Source organism: Streptomyces sp. ISL-94 (genome assembly GCF_018614075.1).
Taxonomy (GTDB): Bacteria; Actinomycetota; Actinomycetes; order Streptomycetales; family Streptomycetaceae; genus Streptomyces.
Genome location: NZ_JAGGOZ010000002.1, coordinates 1 through 20,603 on the forward strand (window position 1 = coordinate 1; position 20,603 = coordinate 20,603).

The window sequence follows — 20,603 nt, forward strand, 5'->3', positions numbered from 1 at the left end:
ACAACCGAGAACAGGCCCTAGTACCGGCCGTGGCCCTGGTCGTCGTCCTGGCGGTCCTCACCGCCCGGCACGCCGAGCGGCGCATCCCGGTGCAGCGGACGAAGCGGATGACGGGCCGCTGGCGGCACGCCACCGACACCGTCCACATCCCTATTCGCCTCGACCAGGCCGGCTACAACCCGATGGTCTGGGCGTCCCTCGCCGTGTTCGCGCCGGCGTGGCTGTGGCATCTGTCCGGCCCCTGGTACCTCGCGGCGGCCTTCGGGGCCGTCGTCCTCGGCATGTATTGCTGCGCGCTGCGGGTGCTCGACCCCGAGGAGGTGGCCCGTGACATCCGGGGGCAGGGCGGCTTCGTCCCGGGCATCGCTCCGGGCCCGCAGACCGCCGCCTACCTCGGCTCCGTCCGCGCGCGGATGGCCTGGTGGAACGCCCTGTACTCCGGGGTGATCGTGCTGCTGCCGATGGCGGCGCTGACCGCGCTGGGCATCGGAGCGCGGGACCCGCTGAGTGCCCCCGGGATCCTGATGGCCGCCGGCCTCGCGATGATCGTCTCCATGGACGTCGCCCGGCAGGTCGAGAGCTACCTCATGATCGACAGGTACGCGCCGTACCTGCGCTAGCCAGCATTCGCGTACGGGGCATCGCGGGCGCACCCTGGAAGTCAAAGGGTGACCCCTGGAGGTGATGCACCATGTCCACGCTGGTCGGGTGGCATGTGGAGCTGGAGTTCACCGAGGAAGGCCACCGCACGAGTGCGGCGGCCATGGTCAGGCTCGGTGACGGTACTGAGGTGAAGGCGCGCGGCTACGCCCTGCGTCATCCGTCCGACCCGGAGCAGTTGAGGGTCGGAGAGGAGATCGCGGGGGCCCGGGCGCTCATGGATCTCGCGTCGCAGCTGCTGATGAAGGCACACGGTGAGATCGACGAGGTGACGGGCCGGCACTCCTATCCGCTGAGCCACTGATCCACGTCCGCGGCAGGGCGGTCCGGGCGGTGTCCGGGCCGCCCGCTACCGCGTCCGGTGGCGGAAGAGGACGGCCGTCAGGACCAGGGCGAGGGGCCGTGATGCCCACCCACCCGGCCCTGACGCGGCTGCTGGAGTCCTCGGCGTTGGGCTGCTCCGGCGAGCCGGGCTTCCCGTTCCGCTACGCCTTGGGCCGCCTGCTGGACGGCCTGGCGGAACTGATCGACGAGCGGCGCGGCGGGGCGGGCGGCTAGCCGGCCGTGGTCAGGGAGGCGGCGAGGCGCAGGCGTTCGTCCAGCTGCTTCTTCACGCGGTCCAGGGTCTCGGCGTTCTGCTCGGCCAGCCGCTTCTGGTAGGCGACTTCGACGGTGTACCAGGTGCCCACCAGGTTGGTCTGCTTCTTGCAGTCCACGTCCTGCTTGGCGATGGCGATGGCCTGTGGGCTGCTGATGTTGGCGTCGTCGATGCCGGGCGGCTGGTCCACGGGGCTGTTCATGGCGTAGCCGTGCTTGGCCATGCACTCGCTCCAGGACGTGGTGGCCGTACGGACCCGGCTGTCCTCGCGGGAGCGGGCGAAGGCCTCGAAGCCGAAGTTCTGCGGGACCATCAGGTCGACCGTGTCCTTGGACGGCGCGTACAGCTTGAGGGCGCTCTCGCGCAGGCAGCCGCCCGCCGGGACCCTCTGGCCGCCGACGACCGTGGTCGCCACGTCGGACTTCTCCGCCTCCTCCTGGCTCATCGGGACCGGCTTGGAGGGGTCCACGTCCAGCCCGTGGAGCACCAGCTTCTCGTTGGGTCCGAGCGGGGGCTGCGGCTGCCGCTGGGCGGCCTTCGCCGCCGGGTTCTCGTAGCCGATCCGCTCGGCCTCGGCGGCGTCGGAGACCCCGTAGCGCCGGGCGTTGTCCTTCTTGGCGGCCGGGTCGGCCTGGCGCCGCAGCGGGTAGCGGAAGCCGTAGCGCTGCATGCACTGGTCGACGAGGACGTCCTGCGCCTGATCGAGCAGGCCGCGCTGGCGCGGGTCCGGGATGTACGGGTCCAGGGGGAAGGCGAGGTCCCGGCTCGCGAGCAGCGTCGGTACGGTGCCGATCGCGGGTTCCTTGCCGGAGTCGCCGCTGCCGCTGCTGTTGCCGCCGTCGGAGGAGGAGCAGCCGGCCAGCAGGAGCGCCAGGGCGGCTGCGGAGGCCGCCAGGGCGGGCAGGGCGGGACGCGGCGGGAACATGGTGACTCCGGAGGGCGGGGGCAGGGGGGGGCGGCTGCGGTGCGGGGGGCGGCAGCCCCGCCCGGCGGCGGAGGCGGAACTGCCGCTTCGTGCGTGCGCGCCTAGACGAAGAAGGCCGAGGAGATCGTGTTGGTGAACGTCGAGGTGGTGTTGCCCCGGGCACCGACCGGGAGGGTGGCGCTGTAGCCCTGGCCCGCCCAGCCGGTGTAGACGGTCCACGCGTAGACGTCCTTGTTCAGGTAGGACTCCGTGTAGTTGTCGACGAGCTGGTTGGCGCAGCTCTGCGAGCCCTTGAAGAAGTCGTCCCCGAAGTTGCTGTCGGAGCCGTAGAGGTCGAAGACCGCGTTCGTCTGGTTCTTGTAGCAGAACAGGCCGAACTCCCCGTCGGTGAGCCAGCCGTCCTTCTCGGTGGCGGAGGCGGAACCGGCACCGATTCCCACGGTGGCGAGGATCAGGCCGGCCGCGACCGCGGCGCGCAGTGAAGTGCGAAGCTTCATCGGGAATGCCCTTCATTCACATCGTCGTGAGCTTGATGGTCGGTATGGCGGCGGCCATTGCGGGGGACCGGGCGCTGACCGCGGAGAAGTCGATCACGACCGGGCGGTTGCCGCAACTGTCCCTGACTCCAGGGTCTTTGGGGATTCTTTGGCTTATGGTGCGAACACACAAGGCGCCCTAGGAGGCTCGCTGTGCCATGTCGTTGGGCCCGATCCGTGGCCGCCCCCGCCCTTCTCTCCTTCCTGCTCCCGCTGTCCGGCTGTTCCGGTGGGGATTCCGGTTCAGCTTCGGCACCGGCCTCGGCTCCGCCCTCCGTCCAGTCGTCGGCCGCGCCTTCCGCTTCGCCGTCCCGGCCGCCCAAGGGCACGGTCCTCCCCGAAATGGCCGCCTTTTTCCAATGCTTGAAGGAAAAGGGGCTGCCGATGAAGGACACCCCGTCGGGGATTCCGGTTGTGGACGATTCCACGGCGGATCCGGCCGCGGTCAAGGAAGCGGAACGCGCCTGCGAGAGCCTGGTGCCGGTGACGCCGGTGACCGCGGAACAGCACGCCGAGGCAAGGGACTTCACCGCCTGCATGCGGGCCAACGGCATTGCGGAGTTCCCTGATCCCGATCCGCAGACCGCCCGGCACGACATGGAACGCCTCGACCTGAAGGGCTCGCCGGAGGGGGTCGCCGCCCTGACGGCATGCGGGCGCGGGAAGAGGTGAAGCCCCCCGGCCGGCCGTGAGGGGCACCATCACTCCGGACGGGTCGGCGCACACGCTCCCCGCCGACCCGACGGGTCATCCGGCCCGCCCGGCCCGCCCGGCCCGAACCGGGCCGTACCGGTGATGCCCGGCCGGTGCCAGCGCCAGGCGGGCCGCGGCCCAGCCGAAGCCCAGGCAGGCCGGGGGGTAGAGCACGAGGTTGAGGGCGTGGAAGGGGCTGTCGGGCGGGCTGTCGAGCAGCCCGGCGGCCCACCCCAGCCCCGCGAGGGCCCGTACGCCCATCCCGGCGGCCACGGCGCCGGTGACGGCCCGGGTGGGCAGCCCGCCGCGCCCGCGGGAGTGGGCGAGGACGGCGCCCGCCCCGGCCAGGGTCAGCGCGCCAGGGGCAGGGCCGCGGGAGGCGCGAAGGAGGTCTCGATGCCGAGGACGGCGAGCGAGAGCGACCGGCTGTCGGCGGCGGGCCAGGTCGCGCCGGTGGCCCAGTACAGGTGCAACAGCCCGTCGGCGGCGAGGAGTCCGGCCAGCGCGAGCCCGGTGCGGTGTCGTGTCGTGGTCTTCATGTGAGAAGAGAGGGGGCCCACAGGGGAAACATTCCCTGTGGGCCCCCTCACACGGGTGAGGCCTGGGCTCAGGCCGTCGTGCGGCGGCGACGGCCGGTGCCGGCGACCAGGGTGGCACCCATGGCCAGTGCCACGCCCGCGCCGCCGAGGGCCCAGCTGGTGGCCGCGTCGGCGCCGGTGGCGGCGAGCTCGCCGCCGGTGTTGCCCGCGGTGGTGTTGCCGCCGGTGGTGTCCACGATCGGCTTGGCGTCGCCGTTCGGCTTCGGCTGGTTGCCGGTCTCGCCCTCGTCGCTGGTCTCCGGGGTGGCGGCGACGAGCTGCGTCAGCTGCGGCGTGGACCGCGACATCGCGATGCCGTCTTCGTAGTCCTCGCCCAGCGGGGCCATGCCGAAGGAGCGGAAGGTCAGATCGCCGGTCGGGGCGTCGGCGGTGAACCGGACGCGCACCTGGACGTCGAAGCTCTGGCCGGCCTTGACGGGACCGCCGGCGAGGTCGAGGCCGATGTACGGTCCTTCGTCGGACCGGAGCTCGGTCTCGTGCCAGCCGGCCTTGCCGTCCAGGTCCTTGCTCAGGACCTCGACCTTGATTTGGTCCGCCTGCATCGACACCCAGTCCGGGCGGGCCAGGACCAGGCCGAGGTAGAAGTCCTTCAGCGCCTCCTTGCCCGAGTTGTCGACGTGGACGGAAAGGGTGGTCCAGCCGCCGCCCACTGCGATGGTCTCCGGCACCCCGTTCACCGTCAGCTCGGGGCCGTCGACGACCGCGGGTTCCTCGTCGCCCCCCGTCGCGCCGCTGATCTTCGCGGTGTACCAGCTGGCGGGGGAGTGATTGGTGCCGTTCGCGGTGCGGCTCTGGCCGTCCGTGGACAGCTCGAACGCCACGACCGGGCTGTCCGCCGCGAAGCTGATGCGGACATCGACGGTCTGCACCGCGCCCTTGGCGAGGTTCGGGGTGGTGCCGAGTGCGTACTGGAGGCCGGGGCCGAGCTCCGGGGTCTGGATCGGCTGGGCGGCCTGCCAGGACTGGTTGCCGACCCGCCACTCGACCTTGACCTGCGAGGCCTTGAACTTGTCGTCCTCCTGGAAGACGGTCAGGTTCGGCGTGTAGTTCGGCACCGCCGTGTGGCCGGAGTTGTCGACCTTGACCTTCAGCGTCGTCCAGCTGCCGTCGGCCTTGAAGCCGTCCTTAGGGATGCCCGCCAGCGTGACCTCTGGACCCATGAGGATCCCGTCGGACTCGGCGTCCTGCTCGTCCTGCTTGTCCTCGGCGGCCTTGGCGTCCTTCGCCGGCTGCCCGGTCTTCGGTGCGGCCGGCGCGGGCTGCTGCCCCACGGGCTTGGGCGCGGGCGCCTCGACGACCGGGGCGGTGGTCTCAGGGGTCTTCCCGGCCTCACCGGTGACGGGCGCGGCGTCTTCCTTCGGCGCGGTGTCCGGGACGATCACGGCCGGCTGGTCGGCGGCCATCGCGGGCGTGGACAGCAGGGCCGTCGGACCGGCCACGGCGACCGCCGCCATGGCGGCGATGCGCTTGATCTTCTTCACTTCGTTCCCCCCACTGATTTTTTGAACGTGATCAGATTAGACGGACTGAAGGGAATCTGGGCGGCCGGGAGATCACGAATCGCATACGACCCCGGCAGCAGCTGCCGGGGCCGTACGTTTCGCGTGGAATGCGCCGGGGTCAGAGCTTCTCGGGGGTGCGTTTCCGAGGAGGGACGGTTCTCGCCCACCACGAGCTCGGGCTCCGGCTCTATGGGTTGCGAGCTGTGCGCAACTCGAAGAGGGCTTCCCAGAGCGCCTCGCGGGCCCTGTCGGCGAGGCCGAGCCGGTACTTCTCGGCGTCGTGCGTGCAGTCCACGGCCCACGGCGGCCCGGTGAACTCCTCGCTCACTCGCCGGGCTCCAGCGCGCGCAGCTCGTGGCGGATGCGCGAGGCCTCATTGAGGAGCTTGCGGGCCGCTTCGGCGTCCGTGGTTTCGGCTGCCCGAGCTTCGAGATCATTGACGCGGCGGTCCAGCTCGGGGTCGCGCGCGAGGGCGTACTCGCCCCACCAGCGGGCCATGAACGCGGGGACGGGCCCGATGTCGTACGCGTCGGCGATCTGCTGTCGCCAGGCGGCGTCGAAGTCCGGCAAGAGGGCCGGGGTGCGGGCGGCCATGGCGGCACGCAGGGCCTTCGGCGTGTACTCCGGCATCGGCGGCACTGATCCGCCAGGCGCAGGCGTCGCGGTCGTCATTTCCGGTTCCTCCTCGGATCGGACGCCCTCCACCCTAGCCGTCCGGCGTGGGCCGGTCCGGGAAACGCGGCGGCCCCCGGGGCGGGTGCGCCGGGGGCCTCCGCGTGGGATGTCAGAGCTTCTCGGGGGTGCGGATTCCGAGGAGGGACATGCCCTTGGTGAGGGTGCGGGCCGTGAGGTCGCACAGGAACAGGCGGTTCTCGCCCACCACGAGCTCGGGCTCCGGCTTCACGACCGGGCATTCCGTGTAGAACGTCGTGAACAGCGAGGACAGCTGGTAGAGGTACGCCGCCACCTTGTGCGGGGCGTGCTCCGCGGCCGCCTCGGCGATCAGCTCGCCGAACTGGTCCAGGTGCAGGCCCAGCGCGCGCTCGGCCGGGGCCAGCTCCAGCTCCGGGTGCGCGACCGGCTTGCGGTCGCCCGCCCGGCGCAGGATGGACTTGATCCGGGCGTACGCGTACTGGAGGTACACCGAGGTATCGCCGTTCAGCGAGACCATCTGGTCCAGGTCGAACTTGTAGTCCCGCGCGGCCGAGGTCGACAGGTCGGCGTACTTCACCGCGCCGATGCCCACGTACTGGCCGTTCTCGACGATCTCCGCCTCCGTCAGGCCCACCTTCTCGGCCTTCTCCCGGACCACGGCGGTCGCGCGCTCGACGGCCTCGTCGAGGAGGTCGACCAGCCGGACCGTCTCGCCCTCACGGGTCTTGAACGGCTTGCCGTCCTTGCCGAGGACGGTGCCGAAGGCCAGCTGGACGGCCTTGACCTCGTCGTTCAGCCAGCCCGCCCGGCGCGCCGTCTCGAAGACCATCTTGAAGTGCAGGGACTGCCGCGCGTCGACCACGTAGATCAGCTCGGTGGCGCCCAGCTTGCCCACCCGGTCGCGGATCGCGGAGAGGTCGGTGGCGGCGTAGCCGAAGCCGCCGTCCGACTTCTGCACGATCAGCGGGGTCGGGTTGCCGTCCGGGCCCTTGACGTCCTCGAAGAACACGCACAGCGCGCCGTTGGAGCGGACGGCGACGCCCGACTCCTCCAGCAGCTTGCAGGTCTCGACCAGCATGTCGTTGTAGCCGGACTCGCCGACCACGTCGGCGTCCTTGATGTCCATGTCCAGCTTGTTGAAGACGGAGTAGAAGTAGATCTTCGACTCGTCCACGAACCGCTGCCACAGGGCCAGGGTCTCCGGCTCGCCGGCCTGGAGGTCCACCACCCGGGCCCGGGCCCGGGTCTTGAACTCCTCGTCGGAGTCGAAGAGCGCGCGCGAGGCCTTGTAGAGGCGGTTCAGGTTGGACATGGCCTCCTCGCCGGAGACCTGCTTGTCGGCGTCGTTGCCGCCCTTGTGGTCCAGCTCGTGCGGGTGCTCCAGCAGGTACTGGATGAGCATGCCGAACTGGGTGCCCCAGTCGCCGATGTGGTGGCGGCGGATCACCTTCTCGCCCGTGAATTCCAGGATCTCCACCATCGCCGCGCCGATCACGGCGGAGCGCAGGTGCCCGACGTGCATCTCCTTCGCGACGTTCGGCTGGGCGTAGTCGATCACCGTGACGCCCGGGTTCGCCGCGAGCGGCACGCCGAGCCGGTCGTCGCCGGCCCGCGCCGCGAGGGTCTCGATGATCGCCTTGTCGGTGATCGTGATGTTGAGGAAGCCGGGGCCCGAGACCTCGATCTCCCGGATCAGGTCACCGGTCGGGATGCCTTCGACCACGGTCGTCGCCAGCTCGCGCGGGTTGGCCTTGGCCTTCTTCGCGAGCGCCAGGATGCCGTTGGCCTGGAAGTCGGCCCGGTCGCTTCGTCGCAGCAGCGGGTCGGCGCCACCGGCCTCCGGCAGGGCCGAGGCGAGGGCGTCCGCGACGCGCTGATTGACGGAAGAAGCGAGGGAAGGGACCGAGGCCATGAGCTGCCGTTCCTGTGAGGTTGTGCCGGTGGGTGCACTTGGTTGTTCCGACAAGTCCCGAGTATCCCATGCGGGGCCCTGCGATTTCGCGGGAGAAAACAACCGCGGAGGGGCTCGTTACGTCTGGGAGAATGGCTGAAGCCAGCATTCGAGTAGAAGGACGTGTCGTGGCTCAGAGCAGCACCGAGACCGACTGGGTCTCCCGTTTCGCGGACGAGGTCATCGCCGAGGCGGAGCGACGGGCACCCGGCAAACCTGTCGTCGTCGCGTCCGGCCTCTCCCCCTCCGGCCCGATCCACCTGGGCAACCTCCGCGAGGTCATGACCCCGCACCTGGTCGCGGACGAGATCCGCCGCCGGGGCCGCGAGGTCCGCCACCTGATCTCGTGGGACGACTACGACCGCTACCGGAAGGTCCCGGCGGGTGTCCCCGGCATCGACGAGTCGTGGGCCCAGCACATCGGCAAGCCGCTGACCTCCGTCCCCGCCCCGGCCGGTTCCCCGTACCCGAACTGGGCCGAGCACTTCAAGGCCGCCTTCGTCGGGGCGCTGGCCGAGATGGGCGTCGAGTACGACCCGATCAGCCAGACCGAGCAGTACACCACGGGTGCCTACCGCGAGCAGGTGCTGTTCGCGATGAAGCACCGCGGCGACATCGACGCCGTCCTCGACCAGTACCGCACCAAGCAGAAGCCGGGCGGCAAGAAGCCCCAGCAGAAGCCGGTCGACGCGGCCGAACTGGAGGCCGCCGAGGGCTCCGGCGCGGCAGCCGAGGACGACGGCAGCACCGGCGAGGGCGGGTACTTCCCGTACAAGCCGTACTGCGGCGCGTGCGGCAAGGACTTCACCAAGGTCACCTCGTACGACGACGAGACGACCGAGATGACCTACGTCTGCACCGAGGACGAGTTCACCGAGACGGTCAAGCTCAGCGAGTTCAACCGCGGCAAGCTGGTCTGGAAGGTCGACTGGCCGATGCGCTGGGCCTTCGAGGGCGTGGTCTTCGAGCCCTCCGGCGTCGACCACTCCTCGCCCGGCTCGTCCTTCCAGGTCGGCGGCCAGATCGTGCACATCTTCGGCGGCGAGCAGCCGATCGGACCGATGTACGCGTTCGTGGGCATCAGCGGCATGGCGAAGATGTCCTCCAGCAAGGGCGGGGTCCCGACCCCGGCCGACGCGCTGAAGATCATGGAGCCGCAGCTGCTGCGCTGGCTGTACGCCCGCCGCCGCCCGAACCAGTCCTTCAAGATCGCCTTCGACCAGGAGATCCAGCGGCTCTACGACGAGTGGGACAAGCTGGAGGCCAAGGTCGCCGACGGCTCCGTGCTGCCCGCCGACGCCGCCGCGCACAGCCGCGCCGTGCGCACCGCCGCCGGCGAGCTGCCGCGCACGCCGCGCCCGATGCCGTACCGGACCCTCGCGTCCGTCGTCGACATCACCGCCGGGCACGACGAGCAGACCCTGCGCATCCTGAGCGACCTGGAGCCCGAGAAGCCGCTCACCTCGCTCGACGAGGTACGGCCGCGCCTGGACCGCGCGGAGAACTGGATCACCACCCAGGTCCCCGCCGACCAGCGGACCCTCGTACGCGAGGAGGCCGACGTAGAGCTGCTGTCCTCGCTGGACGAGGAGGGGCGCGAGTCCCTGCGGCTGCTGCTGGAGGGACTGGACTCGCACTGGTCGCTCGACGGGCTGACCACGCTGGTCTACGGCGTCCCGAAGGTCATGGCCGGCCTGGAGCCCGACGCCAAGCCGACGCCGGAGCTCAAGGTCGCGCAGCGGACCTTCTTCGCGCTGCTCTACCGGCTCCTCGTGACCCGGGAGACCGGGCCGCGACTGCCCACGCTGCTGCTGGCGGTGGGCGCGGACCGGGTGCGCAAGCTGCTCGCCGTCTGAGCCCGCGCGGGCGGGTGACCCGCGCAGGCATGTGAAAGGTCCCGCACCCCGAGGGGTGGGGGACCTTTCACTTGCCGCTTGCCGCTTGCCGCTTGCCGCTTGCCGCTTGCCGCTTGCCGCGGCTAGGCGATGTGCTCGTTCTCCAGCTCGGTCTGGTAGCGCTGCTTGAGCTGCGGGAAGATCTTGCGGATCAGCGAGGCGCTGCGCGGGTGCACCACTCCGTACCGGTCGGACAGCACTATGTCGAGCTGCTCGGCGGTCAGGACCTCGCCGTTCTCCTCCAGGTGGGAGCGGAAGACCTCGTACGCCGCCTCCGCGAACTTCACCGTCTCCTCGTCGTCGGAGTCCAGTACGTAGTCGTCCTGGCGGGGGGTCGGTATCGGGAGATCCGACTGCTGGACCAGTTCCGCCGGCTCCGGGCCGGTCGGGGGCATCACCGGGGTCGGCTCCAGGCCCTCCACCACGTGCGGGTGGTAGCCGCCCTCGTACGCCGCCTGCGGGGCCCGCGGCGCCGCGAACCAGGCGCTGTTGTGCGCGGCCGGCATCGCGGTCGGGTCCACCGCGAAGGGGGCCTGCGCCATGGCGGCGGGCTCGGGCACCGCAACCGGATGGGCCGCGGCAGCCGCTTGCCCGGCCGCTGCCGTCTGCCCGGGCAGCAGCTGCGGCTCGGAGCCCGCGGGGAGCGCCGGACCGGCGCCGGGAAGGGCGTGACCGGCCGCCGCGCCGCCCTCCTGCCCGGCCGGGAGCGCCTCGGACGCGGGCGGCAGCAGCGCCGGGCTGATGCCCGCCGCGGCCAGCCCCTCCGGGGCCGTCTGGGAGAGGGGGACGCCGATCCGGGCCAGCCGCAGCGGCATCAGGGCCTCCACCGGGGCCTTGCGCCGCCAGGAGCGGCCGTAGCGTGCCTGGAGCCGCGCCTGGTAGATCAACCGGTCCTGCTCCATGCCGACCGCCTGCTCGTAGGAGCGCAGCTCCCACAGCTTCATCCGGCGCCACAGCTTGAAGGTGGGGACGGGGGAGAGGAGCCAGCGCGTGATGCGGACCCCCTCCATGTGCCGGTCCGCGGTGATGTCCGCGATGCGGCCCACCGCGTGCCGGGCCGCCTCGACCGTGACCACGAACAGGATCGGGATCACGGCGTGCATGCCGACGCCCAGCGGGTCCGGCCAGGCCGCCGCGCCGTTGAAGGCGATCGTCGCGATCGTCAGCAGCCACGCCGTCTGGCGCAGCAGCGGGAAGGGGATCCGGATCCACGTCAGCAGCAGGTCCAGCGCGAGCAGGACGCAGATGCCCGCGTCGATGCCGATCGGGAACACCAGCGAGAAGCTGCCGAAGCCCTTCTGCAGTGCGAGGGCGCGCACCGCGGCGTACGAGCCCGCGAAGCCGATGCCCGCGATGACCACGGCTCCGGCGACCACGACGCCGATGAGTATCCGGTGCGTACGAGTCAGCTGCATCGCGGCCACCGCGCGATCCCCTCCCCTTGTCGAGCACTTACCGAGCACTTACCGAGCCTTTGCCCAGCTGCGGCAGGCACAGCGTACGGGTGGCGCGGTGTCAGTGCTTGCGCAGGCTCCTACTGCTTGTTGGCGGCGTCGACCGAGGCCACGGCCTCCTTCGCCGCGGCGATGGCGTCCTGGAGCAGCTTCGCCTGGTCCGGGGCGCCGGCGCCTTCGTACGCCGCACCGTTGTAGTCGAGGGTCACGACCACGTTCTGGCTGCGCGCCACGATCGTCGTGTTGAAGAAGTCGACGTCCTTCTTCACGCTGTAGACGACCGACGTCCCCTGGTCGCCGATGCCGCCCGCGTCCTCCGCCTTCAGGTTCTGCGCGCCCTCGGTCACCTTCGCGGCCTCGACCTGCTTGGTGTACTGCTCCTCCGCGCGCTTGTTGGCGCTGCCGAGGGAGGCGTGCGAGTCGTAGCGGAAGAGGGAGAGGGAGAGCCAGCGGTACTGCGAGCCCTTGAGACCGTCCTCGTCGAGGCCGTTCCAGGAGCAGCTGGCGCGGCTCGTCAGGTCGTTGGACTTGGTCGCCGTGCCGTTCTTGTCCTTCGCCTCCGGCACGAGGGTGTCGACCGTGCCGGTCTGGAGCGCCTTGCAGGGGTCGGGCAGCGTGGCGTACGCCGCCTTCTCCAGGGTGGCGGAGGGCTTCGCGCTGGGCTTGGCGGACGAGGAGGAATCGGACTTCTTGCCGCCGTCCGAGCCCGAGGCCTTGCCCGAATCGGACGAGCACCCGGCGACGGTGAGGATCACCGGGACGGCTGCGCAGGCGAGAACGCGGGTGAGGCGCGAGGCTGATCGGTGCATGGTTCCTTCAGTGCGTGTGTGGGTCTGCTTCGGACGCGGGACCCGAGCAACGGTAGCCCGATCGGGTGGCGGCCTGCTGTGCGCGCCGTCACCCCGGGGCGCCCGGCGCCCCGCTCACTCGTTGAGGCGCTCCACCAGAGCCTCCGCCAACTGCCGTGCCTTGTCCTGGGTTTCGCCGCTCGGCGGGACCGTGCCGGGCAGCGCCGGCTGCACGCTGTACTCAAGCGTGACGATGACATTCGAGGTGCGGAACACAATCCGCACGGTGCGCGCCTGCGCCGCGGTGGCCCCGGCGGGGCTCAGCTTGTCCTCCAGGTAGGCCTCGTTCCCGAGGCCCTCCAGTACGCGCGAGCCGAGCTCGGGCGGGGCGGAGGGACTGCCGGCGGGGGTGGGCGAGCCGGCGGGCGCACCGGAGGGCGAGGCGGGCGGGGGCGCGGCCGGGGTCGGGGCGCTCTGGGTGGCGGACGGGTTCGGCGCCGGGGGGGAGACCGGGCCGGGGAAGGGCAGCTTCGCGTCGGTGAGCCGGCGCACGTACACCTGGCGCGCCTTGTCGTCGTCGCTGGCGATGGCCCGGTCGTACGAGACCACGCGCTCGAAGGTGACGGACAGCAGCCGCGTCTCCTCGAGCGTCTGCGCGGTCCAGCGGCAGCCGACGTGCCGGTCGCCGTCGTACGAGGCGTCCGCGACGCCCGCGTAGAGCTGGTCCCGCTGCTCGGGCGTGAGCGAATCGGCGGCCGGGAGCATGCCCTTGAGCCGCTTGCTGTCGACGCCCGCCTTGCAGGGGGCGGGGAGGCTGCGGTACTTCCCGGGCTGGGCGGGCGCCGCCTGGCTGCCACCGGCCTTCGAGTCGACGGCGCCGCCGCCGCTGCCGCCGCTGGTGCACCCGGCGACGCCGGCCGCGAGCGCGGTCAGCATCACGATGCCTGGCAGGACTCGCCGTACCGCCTTGCGCTGCACGTCCACTGGCTCCCCTCCGGAAAATGCGTTGCCGCGGTTCCGACGCGGATGGGAACAATGTCTATCGCACACGCTGGTGCCGGCGCCGGTCCCCTGTCGCATTTGGGGCCAAGAGCGAGGCTTTTGCGTATTCAGATTTTTCTGTGGTTTTCGGGGGATTGATTCTGTATGTCGTATGTAGAGGTACCCGGGGCGAAGGTCCCGATCCGGATGTGGACGGATCCGGCGTCCGTCGAGGACGGCGCGATGCAGCAGCTCCGCAACGTCGCCACCCTCCCCTGGATCAAGGGCCTGGCCGTCATGCCGGACGTCCACTACGGCAAGGGCGCCACGGTCGGCTCGGTGATCGCGATGAAGGACGCGGTCTGCCCGGCGGCGGTGGGCGTGGACATCGGCTGCGGCATGTCGGCGGTGAAGACCTCCCTGACGGCGAACGACCTGCCGGGGGACCTGTCGAAGCTGCGGTCGCGGATCGAGCAGGCGATTCCGGTGGGGGCCGGGATGCACAAGGAGGCGCTGGATCCGGCGCGGCTGTACGGCTTCGCGGAGGCGGGGTTCGGGGACCTGTGGGAGCGCTTCGACTATGTCGCGGATGCAGTGAAGTTCCGGCGGGACCGGGCGCTGCGGCAGATGGGTAGCCTTGGCCAAGGAAATCACTTCTGTGAGGTATGTGTTGATGTGTCCGGTTCCGTGTGGCTCATGCTGCACTCGGGATCGCGCAACATCGGCAACGAACTCGCAGACTTCCACATCAATGTGGCTCGTGGCCTGTCGCACAACCAGGGCCTCGTGGACCGGGACCTCGCGGTCTTCCTCGCGGCCACACCCGAGATGGAGGCCTACCGCAACGACCTCTTCTGGGCGCAGGAGTACGCGAAGTACAACAGGGCCGTGATGATGAGCCTGTTCAAGGAGGTGTTCCGGAAGGAGTTCCGGAAGGCGAAGGTCTCCTTCGAACGCGAGATCAGCTGCCACCACAACTATGTGGCGGAGGAGCGGTACGACGGCATGGACCTGCTGGTCACGCGTAAGGGCGCGATCCGCGCCGGCAGCGGTGACTACGGAATCATCCCGGGCTCCATGGGCACGGGCTCGTACATCGTGAAGGGTCTCGGCAACGAGAAGTCCTTCAACTCGGCCTCGCACGGAGCGGGCCGGAAGATGAGCCGGACGGCGGCAAAGAAGAGGTTCTCGGCGCGCGACCTGGCGGAGCAGACCAAGGGTGTGGAGTGCCGTAAGGACTCGGGTGTCGTGGACGAGATCCCGGGAGCGTACAAATCGATCGAGCAGGTCATCGACCAGCAGACGGACCTGGTGCAGGTCGTGGCCAAGCTCAAGCAGGTCATCTGCATCAAGGGCTGAACCAGGATGGTGCTCGGATGGGCCCCGATCGCGACAGGTCCGGGCCCATCTGTCTACGGCCTTCAGGCCTGCCCAGTGCGCAGACGCCAGAGGCGCATGAAGCAACTCTGCTCGGTTCGATCGAGAGCGACGCCTGCCATTGCGGGGTCGTTCAGCCGGAGCAGTTCCTGGTCTTCCTGCGCTGTCCAGCGGCGACGGGGCGGGGCGATCCGCATATCCGCGGGGCGCACCCAGGCCTGGATCGCGTCCGCATTTGCCTTCTTGTGGGCGAGGGCGAGGCACCCCTTGTAGTAGAGGTGCGCGGCGAGCTGCTGTGCCGTCTCTTTGTAGTAGCAGACGTTGTAGACGCCGTCTCGCGTGTTGCGGGAGATGGTGCGCCCGGTTCCCGTGACCTTCCTGCCGTAGTGGCAGAGGTAGGCGGCGATCGCGGTGCTGGCCGACGTGAGAGACAGGTACGGAAATCCTTGTCCGGTCCAGCCGAGGGAGCCGTCCGCGTCGATGATTCCGCGGACGTAGTCGGGGCGTGAGAACTCTGTGCGGGGCGGCTTGATGGTCCAGGACTTCTTGCCGTACGGGATTCCGAGTTCGTTGACGATGGTCCTTGCTTCGAGCGAGCAGACGGACCAGGTGGCCGAATGGTGGCAGTCGGCGAAGTTCGTGCTCCGGACGCGCTCCGTGATGGAGCTGTAGTAGGGGGTGAGCTGCTGGAACTCGCGGAGTATGTGGATGTCGCGGACGTTGATCTCAGCAGCGAGTCGTCCCTTCTGCCCTGCGCCTTGGCGAAGGTGCCCGTCGGCTTGGAGGAAGCCGAACATATACGCGTAGCGGGGGTCCTGGAGGTCCATGAAGCGCACGGGGGCGCTAGGGTCCTGATCAGCCATGAGGAAGTCCTTTTCCTTGTGGTGAGGCCCTCGGCTGGGACTGCCATCCCGGGCGGGGGCCGTTCGTGTTGTTGCCGAACTTAGGTGCGGCTTCAGAGGACTTCCGGGACCTTGTGCATCCTTCACTCGAACGCATGATGCAATGTCAAATCCCGGTAGCAAGGTCGGCTGGGTGGGGCCGTGCCGTAAGGACTGGGGCGAACGCACGTGTGCCGTGCCCCGAAGACTCCGGGCACGGCACACGTGTTTCTTCGGCCTTCTTCGGCCTTCTTCAGCGGGATCCTGACGGGGTCAGGGGCGCGCGGTGCTCTTCGAGGGCCCCTTCGGCGCCGCCTTGTTGGCGGCGAACGGGCCGCTGGCCACCGGGTTGAAGGTGACCGCGTTCCAGCGCCTCGGGGCGGCGGCGCTGCCGCAGTCGAGGGTCACGCCGGTGGAGGTGCACTGGAGCTCGTACACGACTCCGGAGAGGGTCTGGACCTTGAAGTTCGTCGTGGGGCCCTGGGAGGAGACCGAGGCGGAGCAGACCGTGGCCCGGTCGGGGTAGCCGGGGTTCTGCGCGGGCGTGGTCAGGTCCTGGCGGTCGTAGGGACCGGTCGTGGGGCTGTCCCGGTGGCCACCGAACGCGGTCCCGTTGACCAGGAAGACGCTGAATTCCTCGGCGCCGTTCGGGAGGACCGAGTCGATGTCGTTGCCGCACCCGGTCGCGTCGCGGCCGTCGCGGCCGTCGCGGCCGTCCCGACCGTCTCGTCCGGGCTTGCCGGCCTTCCCGTCGCACTCGTCGCGGGTGCCGCGGAGGCGGGCGTCGGGACCCTCGTCGGAACGGTAGTCCTCCTCGCACTCGGTGCCGCCCCGGGCGTCTGTCGACGCGACTCCGGCCGGCTGCGGCTTTGCGACGGCCGCCTGTGCGGGGGTGGCGAAGCCGAGCACCGCGATTGCCATCGATGCCACCGCACCGCCGGCGAGCCACTTGCTCTGCCGGGGCAGCGGACCCATACGGGACGGCGTCCTTTGCTCAGGACTCATGTGTGTTGCTCCTCGTGGAACCGGTTGGTTTGACCTGGAGGCGCGAAGGGCCTCGACATGCATCTTTCGGCCGGGGGGCGCGGAACGACGCGAGGCGCGAGGTGCGATCATCACATTGGAGTCATATATGGGGCCGCTTAGCCGAGCGTCCTGGCCGTCGGCCCGGGACGGGGGGTGTTCGGTGGTCGGTTACCGGGCTGGTCGGCGACGCGTATGGGTTGGCGTGATCGGAATGGCCGTGGGGTGTGCGGTCGGGATGGCCGGGTGTACGCCCGTGAAGGGTGGGGCGAAGACGGCGGGGGCCAGTGCGTCGCCGTCGCCCGTCCCCACCCGGTCTGCCGGGGAAGTTCGCAGCCGGGTGAGGAGCGGGCCGGCGCCCTGCACTACTTCGTCCAGGAGGGCCCGGGGCGGGGTGTAAGGCGGCCGCGATCTCCTGCGTGTACGACAAGCCGGTCAGGCCGGACAAGCCCGAGGACCATTCGTACCGGGCGACCGGCTTCGAGGTGAGGGACAAGGAGATCGCGGCGTTCGGTACGAGCCCGCGGCCCTCGTGCCGCACCTGAAGACGGCCGGGCTGGTCCCGTAGAGACGGATCAGCGAACGGTGCCGGCGGCCTGCTGGCGCCGGTACCGGTCGAACTGCCAGGCCGTGAACGCCACGACCGGGACGACGGCCGTGGGGACGGCCCACCACGGGATGCCGAGCAGGAGGGCGGCGAACGCCACGCCGAAGCAGAGCACCGTTATGGCGATGAGCAGCGGCTTTCCGAGCAGGCGCCAGGTGTACGGCTCGTGTCCGCGCGGCCCGGAGGCCAGCAGCATCGCCCCGAACCAGAGCCCGAGAGCTGCCAGAAGGCCCGCGAACGTGCCGAGGCCGGCTGTCATCTGGGCCTCGTCGCGAGGCTCATCGGCGGTGCTCTGCCGGATGCCGGCCTTGTCGAGCGTCATGATGTAGCCCCGCCAGACGGTGCCGGTCACCTGGTCTCCCGGGCGGAGCCGCTCGAGCAGCGGTCCCGGATCACCGAACTCCTCGGGCCCGTTCCAGAAGGGCGCGCCGGACAGGGTCGCCACGTAGCTGGGGGGCCCACCCCCGCCGATCCGCGTCTTGTCGACGGTGAAGGAGACCGTGCGCACGCAGTTCTCCTGTTCCCGCACCGGCAGGTCGGTGGGGCACGGCTCGGCCACCCTGTAGTCCTGGTACCGCTGGATGTCCGACGGCAGCAACCCGGTGAACACGAGGTAGCAGACCGTGGCCGGGATCAGCGACACCAGGAGCAGCCACGCGCCCGTGGGCCGTGCCCCGAGCGCGGGTCCATCCGATATGTGGCCTGACGTCGTTTCTGTCACTGCGTGCCTCCCCCTGGCTTTCGCTACGGCTCCATTCAGCCACACAGAGGCAGGCAGCGGGGGCTAGAACTCGCGGTGGACCTTCGTGTTCGAGGCCTGGGCGCGGGGGCGGACCACGAGGAGGTCGATGTTGACGTGGCTGGGGCGGGTGACTGCCCAGGTGATGGTGTCGGCGACGTCGTCGGCGGAGAGGGGTTCGGCGACGCCCGCGTAGACCTTCTCGGCCTTGTCCGCGTCGCCGCGGAAGCGGGTCTTCGCGAACTCCTCGGTCTTGACCATGCCGGGGGCGATCTCGATGACGCGGACCGGACGGCCGACGATCTCCAGGCGGAGGGTTTCGGCGAGGACGCGGGCGCCGTTCTTGGCGGCGACGTAGCCGGCGCCGCCCTCGTACGTGGAGTGGCCGGCGGTGGAGGACAGGACGACCACCGTGCCGTCGCCGGAGGCGGTGATCGCCGGGAGGAGGGCCTGGGTGACGTGGAGGGTGCCGATGACGTTGACCTCGTACATGGTGCGCCAGTCGGCGGGGTCGCCGGTGGCGATGGGCTCGGCTCCGATGGCACCGCCCGCGTTGTTGACCAGTACGTCACACCGGCTCAGCGAGGCCGCGAAGGCGTCGACGGCGGCGCGGTCGGTGACGTCGAGGGCGTGGGCAGTGGCCTGCAGGCCCGCTTCGGTGAGCTCGGCGGCGAGGGCCTCGATGCGGTCCTTGCGGCGGGCGGTGAGGACGACGTGGAAGCCGGCCGCGGCGAGCTGCCGGGCGGTGGCGGCGCCGATGCCGCTGCTCGCTCCGGTGACTACGGCGGTTCGGGTGGCGGCCGTGCTCATGTGCGGGCTCCTCGTTCGGTCGTACGGGCGATTCTCCGCCAGCATAGGCGGGTGCGGCGCGGGGTCAGCGGCCGCGCGGGGCGTACATGATCACGGCCATGCCGGCGAGGCAGACGAGGGCGCCGGCGACGTCCCAGCGATCGGGGCGGTAGCCGTCGGCGACCACGCCCCAGGCGAGGGATCCGGCGACGAAGACCCCTCCGTAGGCGGCGAGGACGCGGGCGAAGTCGCCTTGGGGCTGGAGGGTGGCGACGAATCCGTAGAGGCCGAGGGCGATGACCCCGGCGCCGATCCAGGCCCAGCCCTTGTGCTCGCGGACGCCTTGCCAGACGAGCCAGGCGCCGCCGATCTCCAGGACGGCGGCGAGGGCGAAGAGGGCGGCGGAGCGGGCGATGAGCATGGCCGGAAGCCTACGCAGATCACGCGGACGGCCGGGCGAATGGAGGATCGGCCCGCCCTCATTCGTGTGATGGTCCGACCGGATGGGGGCGGTCGGCTTTAGCGTCCGCGCGTGGAGGTGGTGGCGATGCGCCGTGTTGCCGTACGGAGTGTGGTGCTGGCCGGGCTGCTGGTGCTTGCCGGGGGCTTGCCCGCGGGGGCCCATGCGTCGGCCGGTGCCGGGGACGGCCCCGGGGCGGAGGCCGACGTGGCGTACCACGGGCGGGTGTCCCTGACCGGGGCCCGGCTGCGGATCTGGCTGGTCCCGGAGAACGACGGCCCGGCGGCGCTGGCGAACGCGACGGTGCGGGTGCGGCTGTCGGCCGGGCTGGCGGACGGGCAGGAGCTGTCGCGGGGGTGCGCGCGGGCGGGGCTGCGCGAGGTGGTGTGCGAGACGGGCCCGCTGCCGCTGCACGGGCGGGGCCGGCACATCGGGCTGGCGCTGGGGCTGCGGGAGCCCGCGTCGGAGGTGGTGGTGCGGGTGGACACGTGGTGGAACGGCGGGGCGGCGGACCGGAACCTCGCGAACAACGAGCACGTGGTGCTGGCGCTGGACACGGGGGACGCGTACGCCTTCTAGTCCTCAAGGGCGTACCGGGTTCTGGAGGGCCCTCTAGTGCTGTCTAGGCGGGTGCGGTGCCGAATTCGACGAGGGCCTCGTCCACGATCCGTTCGAGACGGGCGTGGTGGGCGCCGCGCCAGTAGACGCGCTCGCAGACGGTGCACTGCGCGAAGACGTCGTAGGAGCGGTGCGTGCCGCGCTCCAGGCGGTCGCCGACGCTGTCCTTGTCGGCTTCGCGGAGCGGCCCGTTGCAGGCGGTGCAGCGGGTCCACGGCGCGAGCGCGGGCGCGAACCGGCTGAGGACGTCGCGCAGTTGCTCGTCGGGGTTGTCGCTGTAGACGTACGCGCCGGCGAACAGCTCGCGGCGGCGCAGCAGTCCGCGGTCGCGGGAGAGCAGGACGCGCTGCTCGGCGGCGGAGCGGGTGGCGAGGGCCGGGTCGCCGATGTCCTCGTTCTCGTACGCGGCGTCGACGCCGAGGAGGCGCAGGCGACGGGCGAGGGTGCCGAGGTGGACGTCGAGGAGGAAGCGGAGCGGGGCGCCGGGGACGCGCTGGGGCCGCTCGACGCCGAACACCTCGACCGACTGGCCGTCTTGGGGCACGTAGGAGACGGGCACCTCGCGGCCGTCGACGAGGAGGCGGCCGACCTCGGTGAGCGGGACCCCGGCCGACTCGACGACGTGGCCGAGGCTGGAGGCGCCGTCGGTCGCGGTCGGTACGCGTTCGCCGCGCCGGCTGGGGGCGGCGAACAGGCGCAGTTCTGGTGCGAGGGTGAGGTGAATGCCGGGTCCGTTCACTCTGTCAGCATGCCACTGCGGGGGCGCCGGGCGCGGCTCAATTACGAGGTCGAGGCGGCCTGGTCGTAGGTTTCGCGGTGCGCGCTGACCTCGTCGAAGTGGTGTCTCGGAGACCTTCCTGCTCGCCGAGGCCG

24 protein-coding genes and 1 pseudogene are annotated in these 20,603 nt (G+C 70.7%); 8 read left to right on the top strand and 17 right to left on the bottom strand.

What is annotated here, in order from left to right; genetic code table 11:
• From J7E94_RS00040 to J7E94_RS00050, 3 genes and pseudogenes are all read left to right on the top strand, one after another.
• Nucleotides 1–620, top strand: a pseudogene (locus tag J7E94_RS00040) (hypothetical protein); the annotation flags it as partial.
• A gap of 71 nt (nucleotides 621–691) precedes the next feature.
• Nucleotides 692–964, top strand: a complete 273-nt coding sequence (locus J7E94_RS00045; RefSeq protein WP_215011046.1) for a DUF1876 domain-containing protein — start codon at nucleotides 692–694, stop codon at nucleotides 962–964.
• Between the two features lie 101 nt (nucleotides 965–1,065).
• The gene (locus J7E94_RS00050; protein WP_215011048.1) at nucleotides 1,066–1,218 is read left to right on the top strand and encodes a hypothetical protein; all 153 of its coding nucleotides are present in this window, start codon (nucleotides 1,066–1,068) and stop codon (nucleotides 1,216–1,218) included.
• Here the strand turns inward: J7E94_RS00050 and J7E94_RS00055 are convergent.
• Together J7E94_RS00055 and J7E94_RS00060 are read right to left on the bottom strand one after the other, a co-directional pair.
• On the bottom strand, nucleotides 1,215–2,183 hold the full coding sequence (locus J7E94_RS00055) for a hypothetical protein (RefSeq protein ID WP_215011050.1): 969 nt from the start codon (nucleotides 2,181–2,183) through the stop codon (nucleotides 1,215–1,217). The two genes, J7E94_RS00050 and J7E94_RS00055, sit on opposite strands and share 4 nt — an antisense overlap.
• A 101-nt stretch (nucleotides 2,184–2,284) precedes the next feature.
• Nucleotides 2,285–2,680, bottom strand: coding sequence for a hypothetical protein (locus J7E94_RS00060; RefSeq protein WP_215011052.1), 396 nt, complete (start codon nucleotides 2,678–2,680; stop codon nucleotides 2,285–2,287).
• Nucleotides 2,681–3,061: 381 nt separating this feature from the next.
• Here J7E94_RS00060 and J7E94_RS00065 point away from each other — a divergent pair, with 381 nt between their 5' ends.
• Entirely contained in the window at nucleotides 3,062–3,391 is a 330-nt protein-coding gene (locus tag J7E94_RS00065; RefSeq protein ID WP_215011054.1) for a hypothetical protein, read from the top strand.
• A gap of 75 nt (nucleotides 3,392–3,466) precedes the next feature.
• Here J7E94_RS00065 and J7E94_RS34005 read toward each other — a convergent pair whose 3' ends face one another.
• The 6 genes from J7E94_RS34005 to argS all read right to left on the bottom strand — a co-directional run bounded on the left by J7E94_RS34005 (nucleotide 3,467) and on the right by argS (nucleotide 8,079).
• Nucleotides 3,467–3,685 carry a hypothetical protein gene (locus J7E94_RS34005; protein ID WP_251055888.1) on the bottom strand — a complete coding sequence of 73 codons (219 nt, stop codon included), beginning with the start codon at nucleotides 3,683–3,685 and terminating at the stop codon, nucleotides 3,467–3,469.
• A 77-nt stretch (nucleotides 3,686–3,762) separates the two neighbouring features.
• Entirely contained in the window at nucleotides 3,763–3,951 is a 189-nt protein-coding gene (locus tag J7E94_RS34010) for a hypothetical protein (RefSeq protein WP_251055889.1), read from the bottom strand.
• A 68-nt stretch (nucleotides 3,952–4,019) separates the two neighbouring features.
• Complete coding sequence (locus J7E94_RS00075; protein WP_215011058.1) at nucleotides 4,020–5,492, bottom strand: hypothetical protein; 1,473 nt, start codon at nucleotides 5,490–5,492, stop codon at nucleotides 4,020–4,022.
• Between the two features lie 208 nt (nucleotides 5,493–5,700).
• Nucleotides 5,701–5,841 carry a hypothetical protein gene (locus J7E94_RS00080; protein ID WP_215011060.1) on the bottom strand — a complete coding sequence of 47 codons (141 nt, stop codon included), beginning with the start codon at nucleotides 5,839–5,841 and terminating at the stop codon, nucleotides 5,701–5,703.
• Nucleotides 5,838–6,185 carry a DUF6247 family protein gene (locus tag J7E94_RS00085; RefSeq protein ID WP_215011062.1) on the bottom strand — a complete coding sequence of 116 codons (348 nt, stop codon included), beginning with the start codon at nucleotides 6,183–6,185 and terminating at the stop codon, nucleotides 5,838–5,840. Before J7E94_RS00085 ends, J7E94_RS00080 begins: the two co-directional genes overlap by 4 nt.
• A 112-nt stretch (nucleotides 6,186–6,297) precedes the next feature.
• On the bottom strand, nucleotides 6,298–8,079 hold the full coding sequence (gene argS, locus J7E94_RS00090; RefSeq protein WP_215011064.1) for an arginine--tRNA ligase: 1,782 nt from the start codon (nucleotides 8,077–8,079) through the stop codon (nucleotides 6,298–6,300).
• Between the two features lie 131 nt (nucleotides 8,080–8,210).
• On the opposite strand from argS, the gene lysS reads away from it, so the two are divergent.
• The gene (lysS, locus tag J7E94_RS00095; protein ID WP_215011066.1) at nucleotides 8,211–9,974 is read left to right on the top strand and encodes a lysine--tRNA ligase; all 1,764 of its coding nucleotides are present in this window, start codon (nucleotides 8,211–8,213) and stop codon (nucleotides 9,972–9,974) included.
• Between the two features lie 122 nt (nucleotides 9,975–10,096).
• Here lysS and J7E94_RS00100 read toward each other — a convergent pair whose 3' ends face one another.
• From J7E94_RS00100 to J7E94_RS00110, 3 genes are all read right to left on the bottom strand, one after another.
• A complete protein-coding gene (locus J7E94_RS00100; RefSeq protein WP_215011067.1) occupies nucleotides 10,097–11,428 on the bottom strand; it encodes a DUF2637 domain-containing protein in 1,332 nt (443 codons plus the stop codon).
• 119 nt (nucleotides 11,429–11,547) lie between these two features.
• On the bottom strand, nucleotides 11,548–12,276 hold the full coding sequence (locus tag J7E94_RS00105) for a DUF3558 family protein (RefSeq protein WP_215011069.1): 729 nt from the start codon (nucleotides 12,274–12,276) through the stop codon (nucleotides 11,548–11,550).
• 114 nt (nucleotides 12,277–12,390) lie between these two features.
• The gene (locus J7E94_RS00110; RefSeq protein WP_308344302.1) at nucleotides 12,391–13,239 is read right to left on the bottom strand and encodes a DUF3558 domain-containing protein; all 849 of its coding nucleotides are present in this window, start codon (nucleotides 13,237–13,239) and stop codon (nucleotides 12,391–12,393) included.
• Between the two features lie 162 nt (nucleotides 13,240–13,401).
• On the opposite strand from J7E94_RS00110, the gene J7E94_RS00115 reads away from it, so the two are divergent.
• Complete coding sequence (locus tag J7E94_RS00115) at nucleotides 13,402–14,595, top strand: RtcB family protein (protein WP_215011071.1); 1,194 nt, start codon at nucleotides 13,402–13,404, stop codon at nucleotides 14,593–14,595.
• A gap of 62 nt (nucleotides 14,596–14,657) precedes the next feature.
• Here J7E94_RS00115 and J7E94_RS00120 read toward each other — a convergent pair whose 3' ends face one another.
• Nucleotides 14,658–15,476: a hypothetical protein gene (locus tag J7E94_RS00120; RefSeq protein ID WP_215011073.1), complete on the bottom strand. Its 819-nt coding sequence runs from the start codon at nucleotides 15,474–15,476 to the stop codon at nucleotides 14,658–14,660.
• A gap of 291 nt (nucleotides 15,477–15,767) precedes the next feature.
• Nucleotides 15,768–16,499 (bottom strand): hypothetical protein, encoded by a 732-nt coding sequence (locus J7E94_RS00125; protein ID WP_215011075.1) that lies wholly within the window; start codon nucleotides 16,497–16,499, stop codon nucleotides 15,768–15,770.
• Between the two features lie 437 nt (nucleotides 16,500–16,936).
• Here J7E94_RS00125 and J7E94_RS35245 point away from each other — a divergent pair, with 437 nt between their 5' ends.
• On the top strand, nucleotides 16,937–17,062 hold the full coding sequence (locus J7E94_RS35245; protein ID WP_285440683.1) for a hypothetical protein: 126 nt from the start codon (nucleotides 16,937–16,939) through the stop codon (nucleotides 17,060–17,062).
• A gap of 30 nt (nucleotides 17,063–17,092) precedes the next feature.
• Here J7E94_RS35245 and J7E94_RS00130 read toward each other — a convergent pair whose 3' ends face one another.
• From J7E94_RS00130 to J7E94_RS00140, 3 genes are all read right to left on the bottom strand, one after another.
• Entirely contained in the window at nucleotides 17,093–17,845 is a 753-nt protein-coding gene (locus J7E94_RS00130; protein ID WP_308344303.1) for a hypothetical protein, read from the bottom strand.
• Nucleotides 17,846–17,908: 63 nt separating this feature from the next.
• The gene (locus J7E94_RS00135) at nucleotides 17,909–18,673 is read right to left on the bottom strand and encodes an SDR family NAD(P)-dependent oxidoreductase (protein WP_215011077.1); all 765 of its coding nucleotides are present in this window, start codon (nucleotides 18,671–18,673) and stop codon (nucleotides 17,909–17,911) included.
• A gap of 64 nt (nucleotides 18,674–18,737) precedes the next feature.
• Nucleotides 18,738–19,073 carry a YnfA family protein gene (locus tag J7E94_RS00140; RefSeq protein ID WP_215011079.1) on the bottom strand — a complete coding sequence of 112 codons (336 nt, stop codon included), beginning with the start codon at nucleotides 19,071–19,073 and terminating at the stop codon, nucleotides 18,738–18,740.
• Nucleotides 19,074–19,199: 126 nt separating this feature from the next.
• On the opposite strand from J7E94_RS00140, the gene J7E94_RS00145 reads away from it, so the two are divergent.
• A complete protein-coding gene (locus J7E94_RS00145) occupies nucleotides 19,200–19,691 on the top strand; it encodes a hypothetical protein (protein ID WP_215011081.1) in 492 nt (163 codons plus the stop codon).
• A gap of 43 nt (nucleotides 19,692–19,734) precedes the next feature.
• On the opposite strand, the gene J7E94_RS00150 is transcribed toward J7E94_RS00145, so the two are convergent.
• Complete coding sequence (locus J7E94_RS00150; RefSeq protein ID WP_215011083.1) at nucleotides 19,735–20,469, bottom strand: Mut7-C ubiquitin/RNAse domain-containing protein; 735 nt, start codon at nucleotides 20,467–20,469, stop codon at nucleotides 19,735–19,737.
• Nucleotides 20,470–20,603 lie beyond the last annotated feature (134 nt).

Bases quoted from the DNA above. Each gene is read 5' to 3' on its own strand.
- J7E94_RS00105 (WP_215011069.1), bottom strand. From the start codon at position 12,276: ATGCACCGATCAGCCTCGCGCCTCACCCGCGTTCTCGCCTGCGCAGCC.
- J7E94_RS00140 (WP_215011079.1), bottom strand. From the start codon at position 19,073: ATGCTCATCGCCCGCTCCGCCGCCCTCTTCGCCCTCGCCGCCGTCCTG.
- J7E94_RS00100 (WP_215011067.1), bottom strand. From the start codon at position 11,428: ATGCAGCTGACTCGTACGCACCGGATACTCATCGGCGTCGTGGTCGCC.
- lysS (WP_215011066.1), top strand. From the start codon at position 8,211: ATGGCTGAAGCCAGCATTCGAGTAGAAGGACGTGTCGTGGCTCAGAGC.
- J7E94_RS00135 (WP_215011077.1), bottom strand. From the start codon at position 18,673: ATGAGCACGGCCGCCACCCGAACCGCCGTAGTCACCGGAGCGAGCAGC.
- J7E94_RS00120 (WP_215011073.1), bottom strand. From the start codon at position 15,476: ATGGCTGATCAGGACCCTAGCGCCCCCGTGCGCTTCATGGACCTCCAG.
- J7E94_RS34010 (WP_251055889.1), bottom strand. From the start codon at position 3,951: ATGAAGACCACGACACGACACCGCACCGGGCTCGCGCTGGCCGGACTC.
- J7E94_RS00115 (WP_215011071.1), top strand. From the start codon at position 13,402: ATGTCGTATGTAGAGGTACCCGGGGCGAAGGTCCCGATCCGGATGTGG.
- J7E94_RS00055 (WP_215011050.1), bottom strand. From the start codon at position 2,183: ATGTTCCCGCCGCGTCCCGCCCTGCCCGCCCTGGCGGCCTCCGCAGCC.
- J7E94_RS00060 (WP_215011052.1), bottom strand. From the start codon at position 2,680: ATGAAGCTTCGCACTTCACTGCGCGCCGCGGTCGCGGCCGGCCTGATC.
- J7E94_RS00065 (WP_215011054.1), top strand. From the start codon at position 3,062: ATGGCCGCCTTTTTCCAATGCTTGAAGGAAAAGGGGCTGCCGATGAAG.
- J7E94_RS00045 (WP_215011046.1), top strand. From the start codon at position 692: ATGTCCACGCTGGTCGGGTGGCATGTGGAGCTGGAGTTCACCGAGGAA.
- argS (WP_215011064.1), bottom strand. From the start codon at position 8,079: ATGGCCTCGGTCCCTTCCCTCGCTTCTTCCGTCAATCAGCGCGTCGCG.
- J7E94_RS00125 (WP_215011075.1), bottom strand. From the start codon at position 16,499: ATGAGTCCTGAGCAAAGGACGCCGTCCCGTATGGGTCCGCTGCCCCGG.
- J7E94_RS00145 (WP_215011081.1), top strand. From the start codon at position 19,200: ATGCGCCGTGTTGCCGTACGGAGTGTGGTGCTGGCCGGGCTGCTGGTG.
- J7E94_RS00050 (WP_215011048.1), top strand. From the start codon at position 1,066: ATGCCCACCCACCCGGCCCTGACGCGGCTGCTGGAGTCCTCGGCGTTG.
- J7E94_RS00085 (WP_215011062.1), bottom strand. From the start codon at position 6,185: ATGACGACCGCGACGCCTGCGCCTGGCGGATCAGTGCCGCCGATGCCG.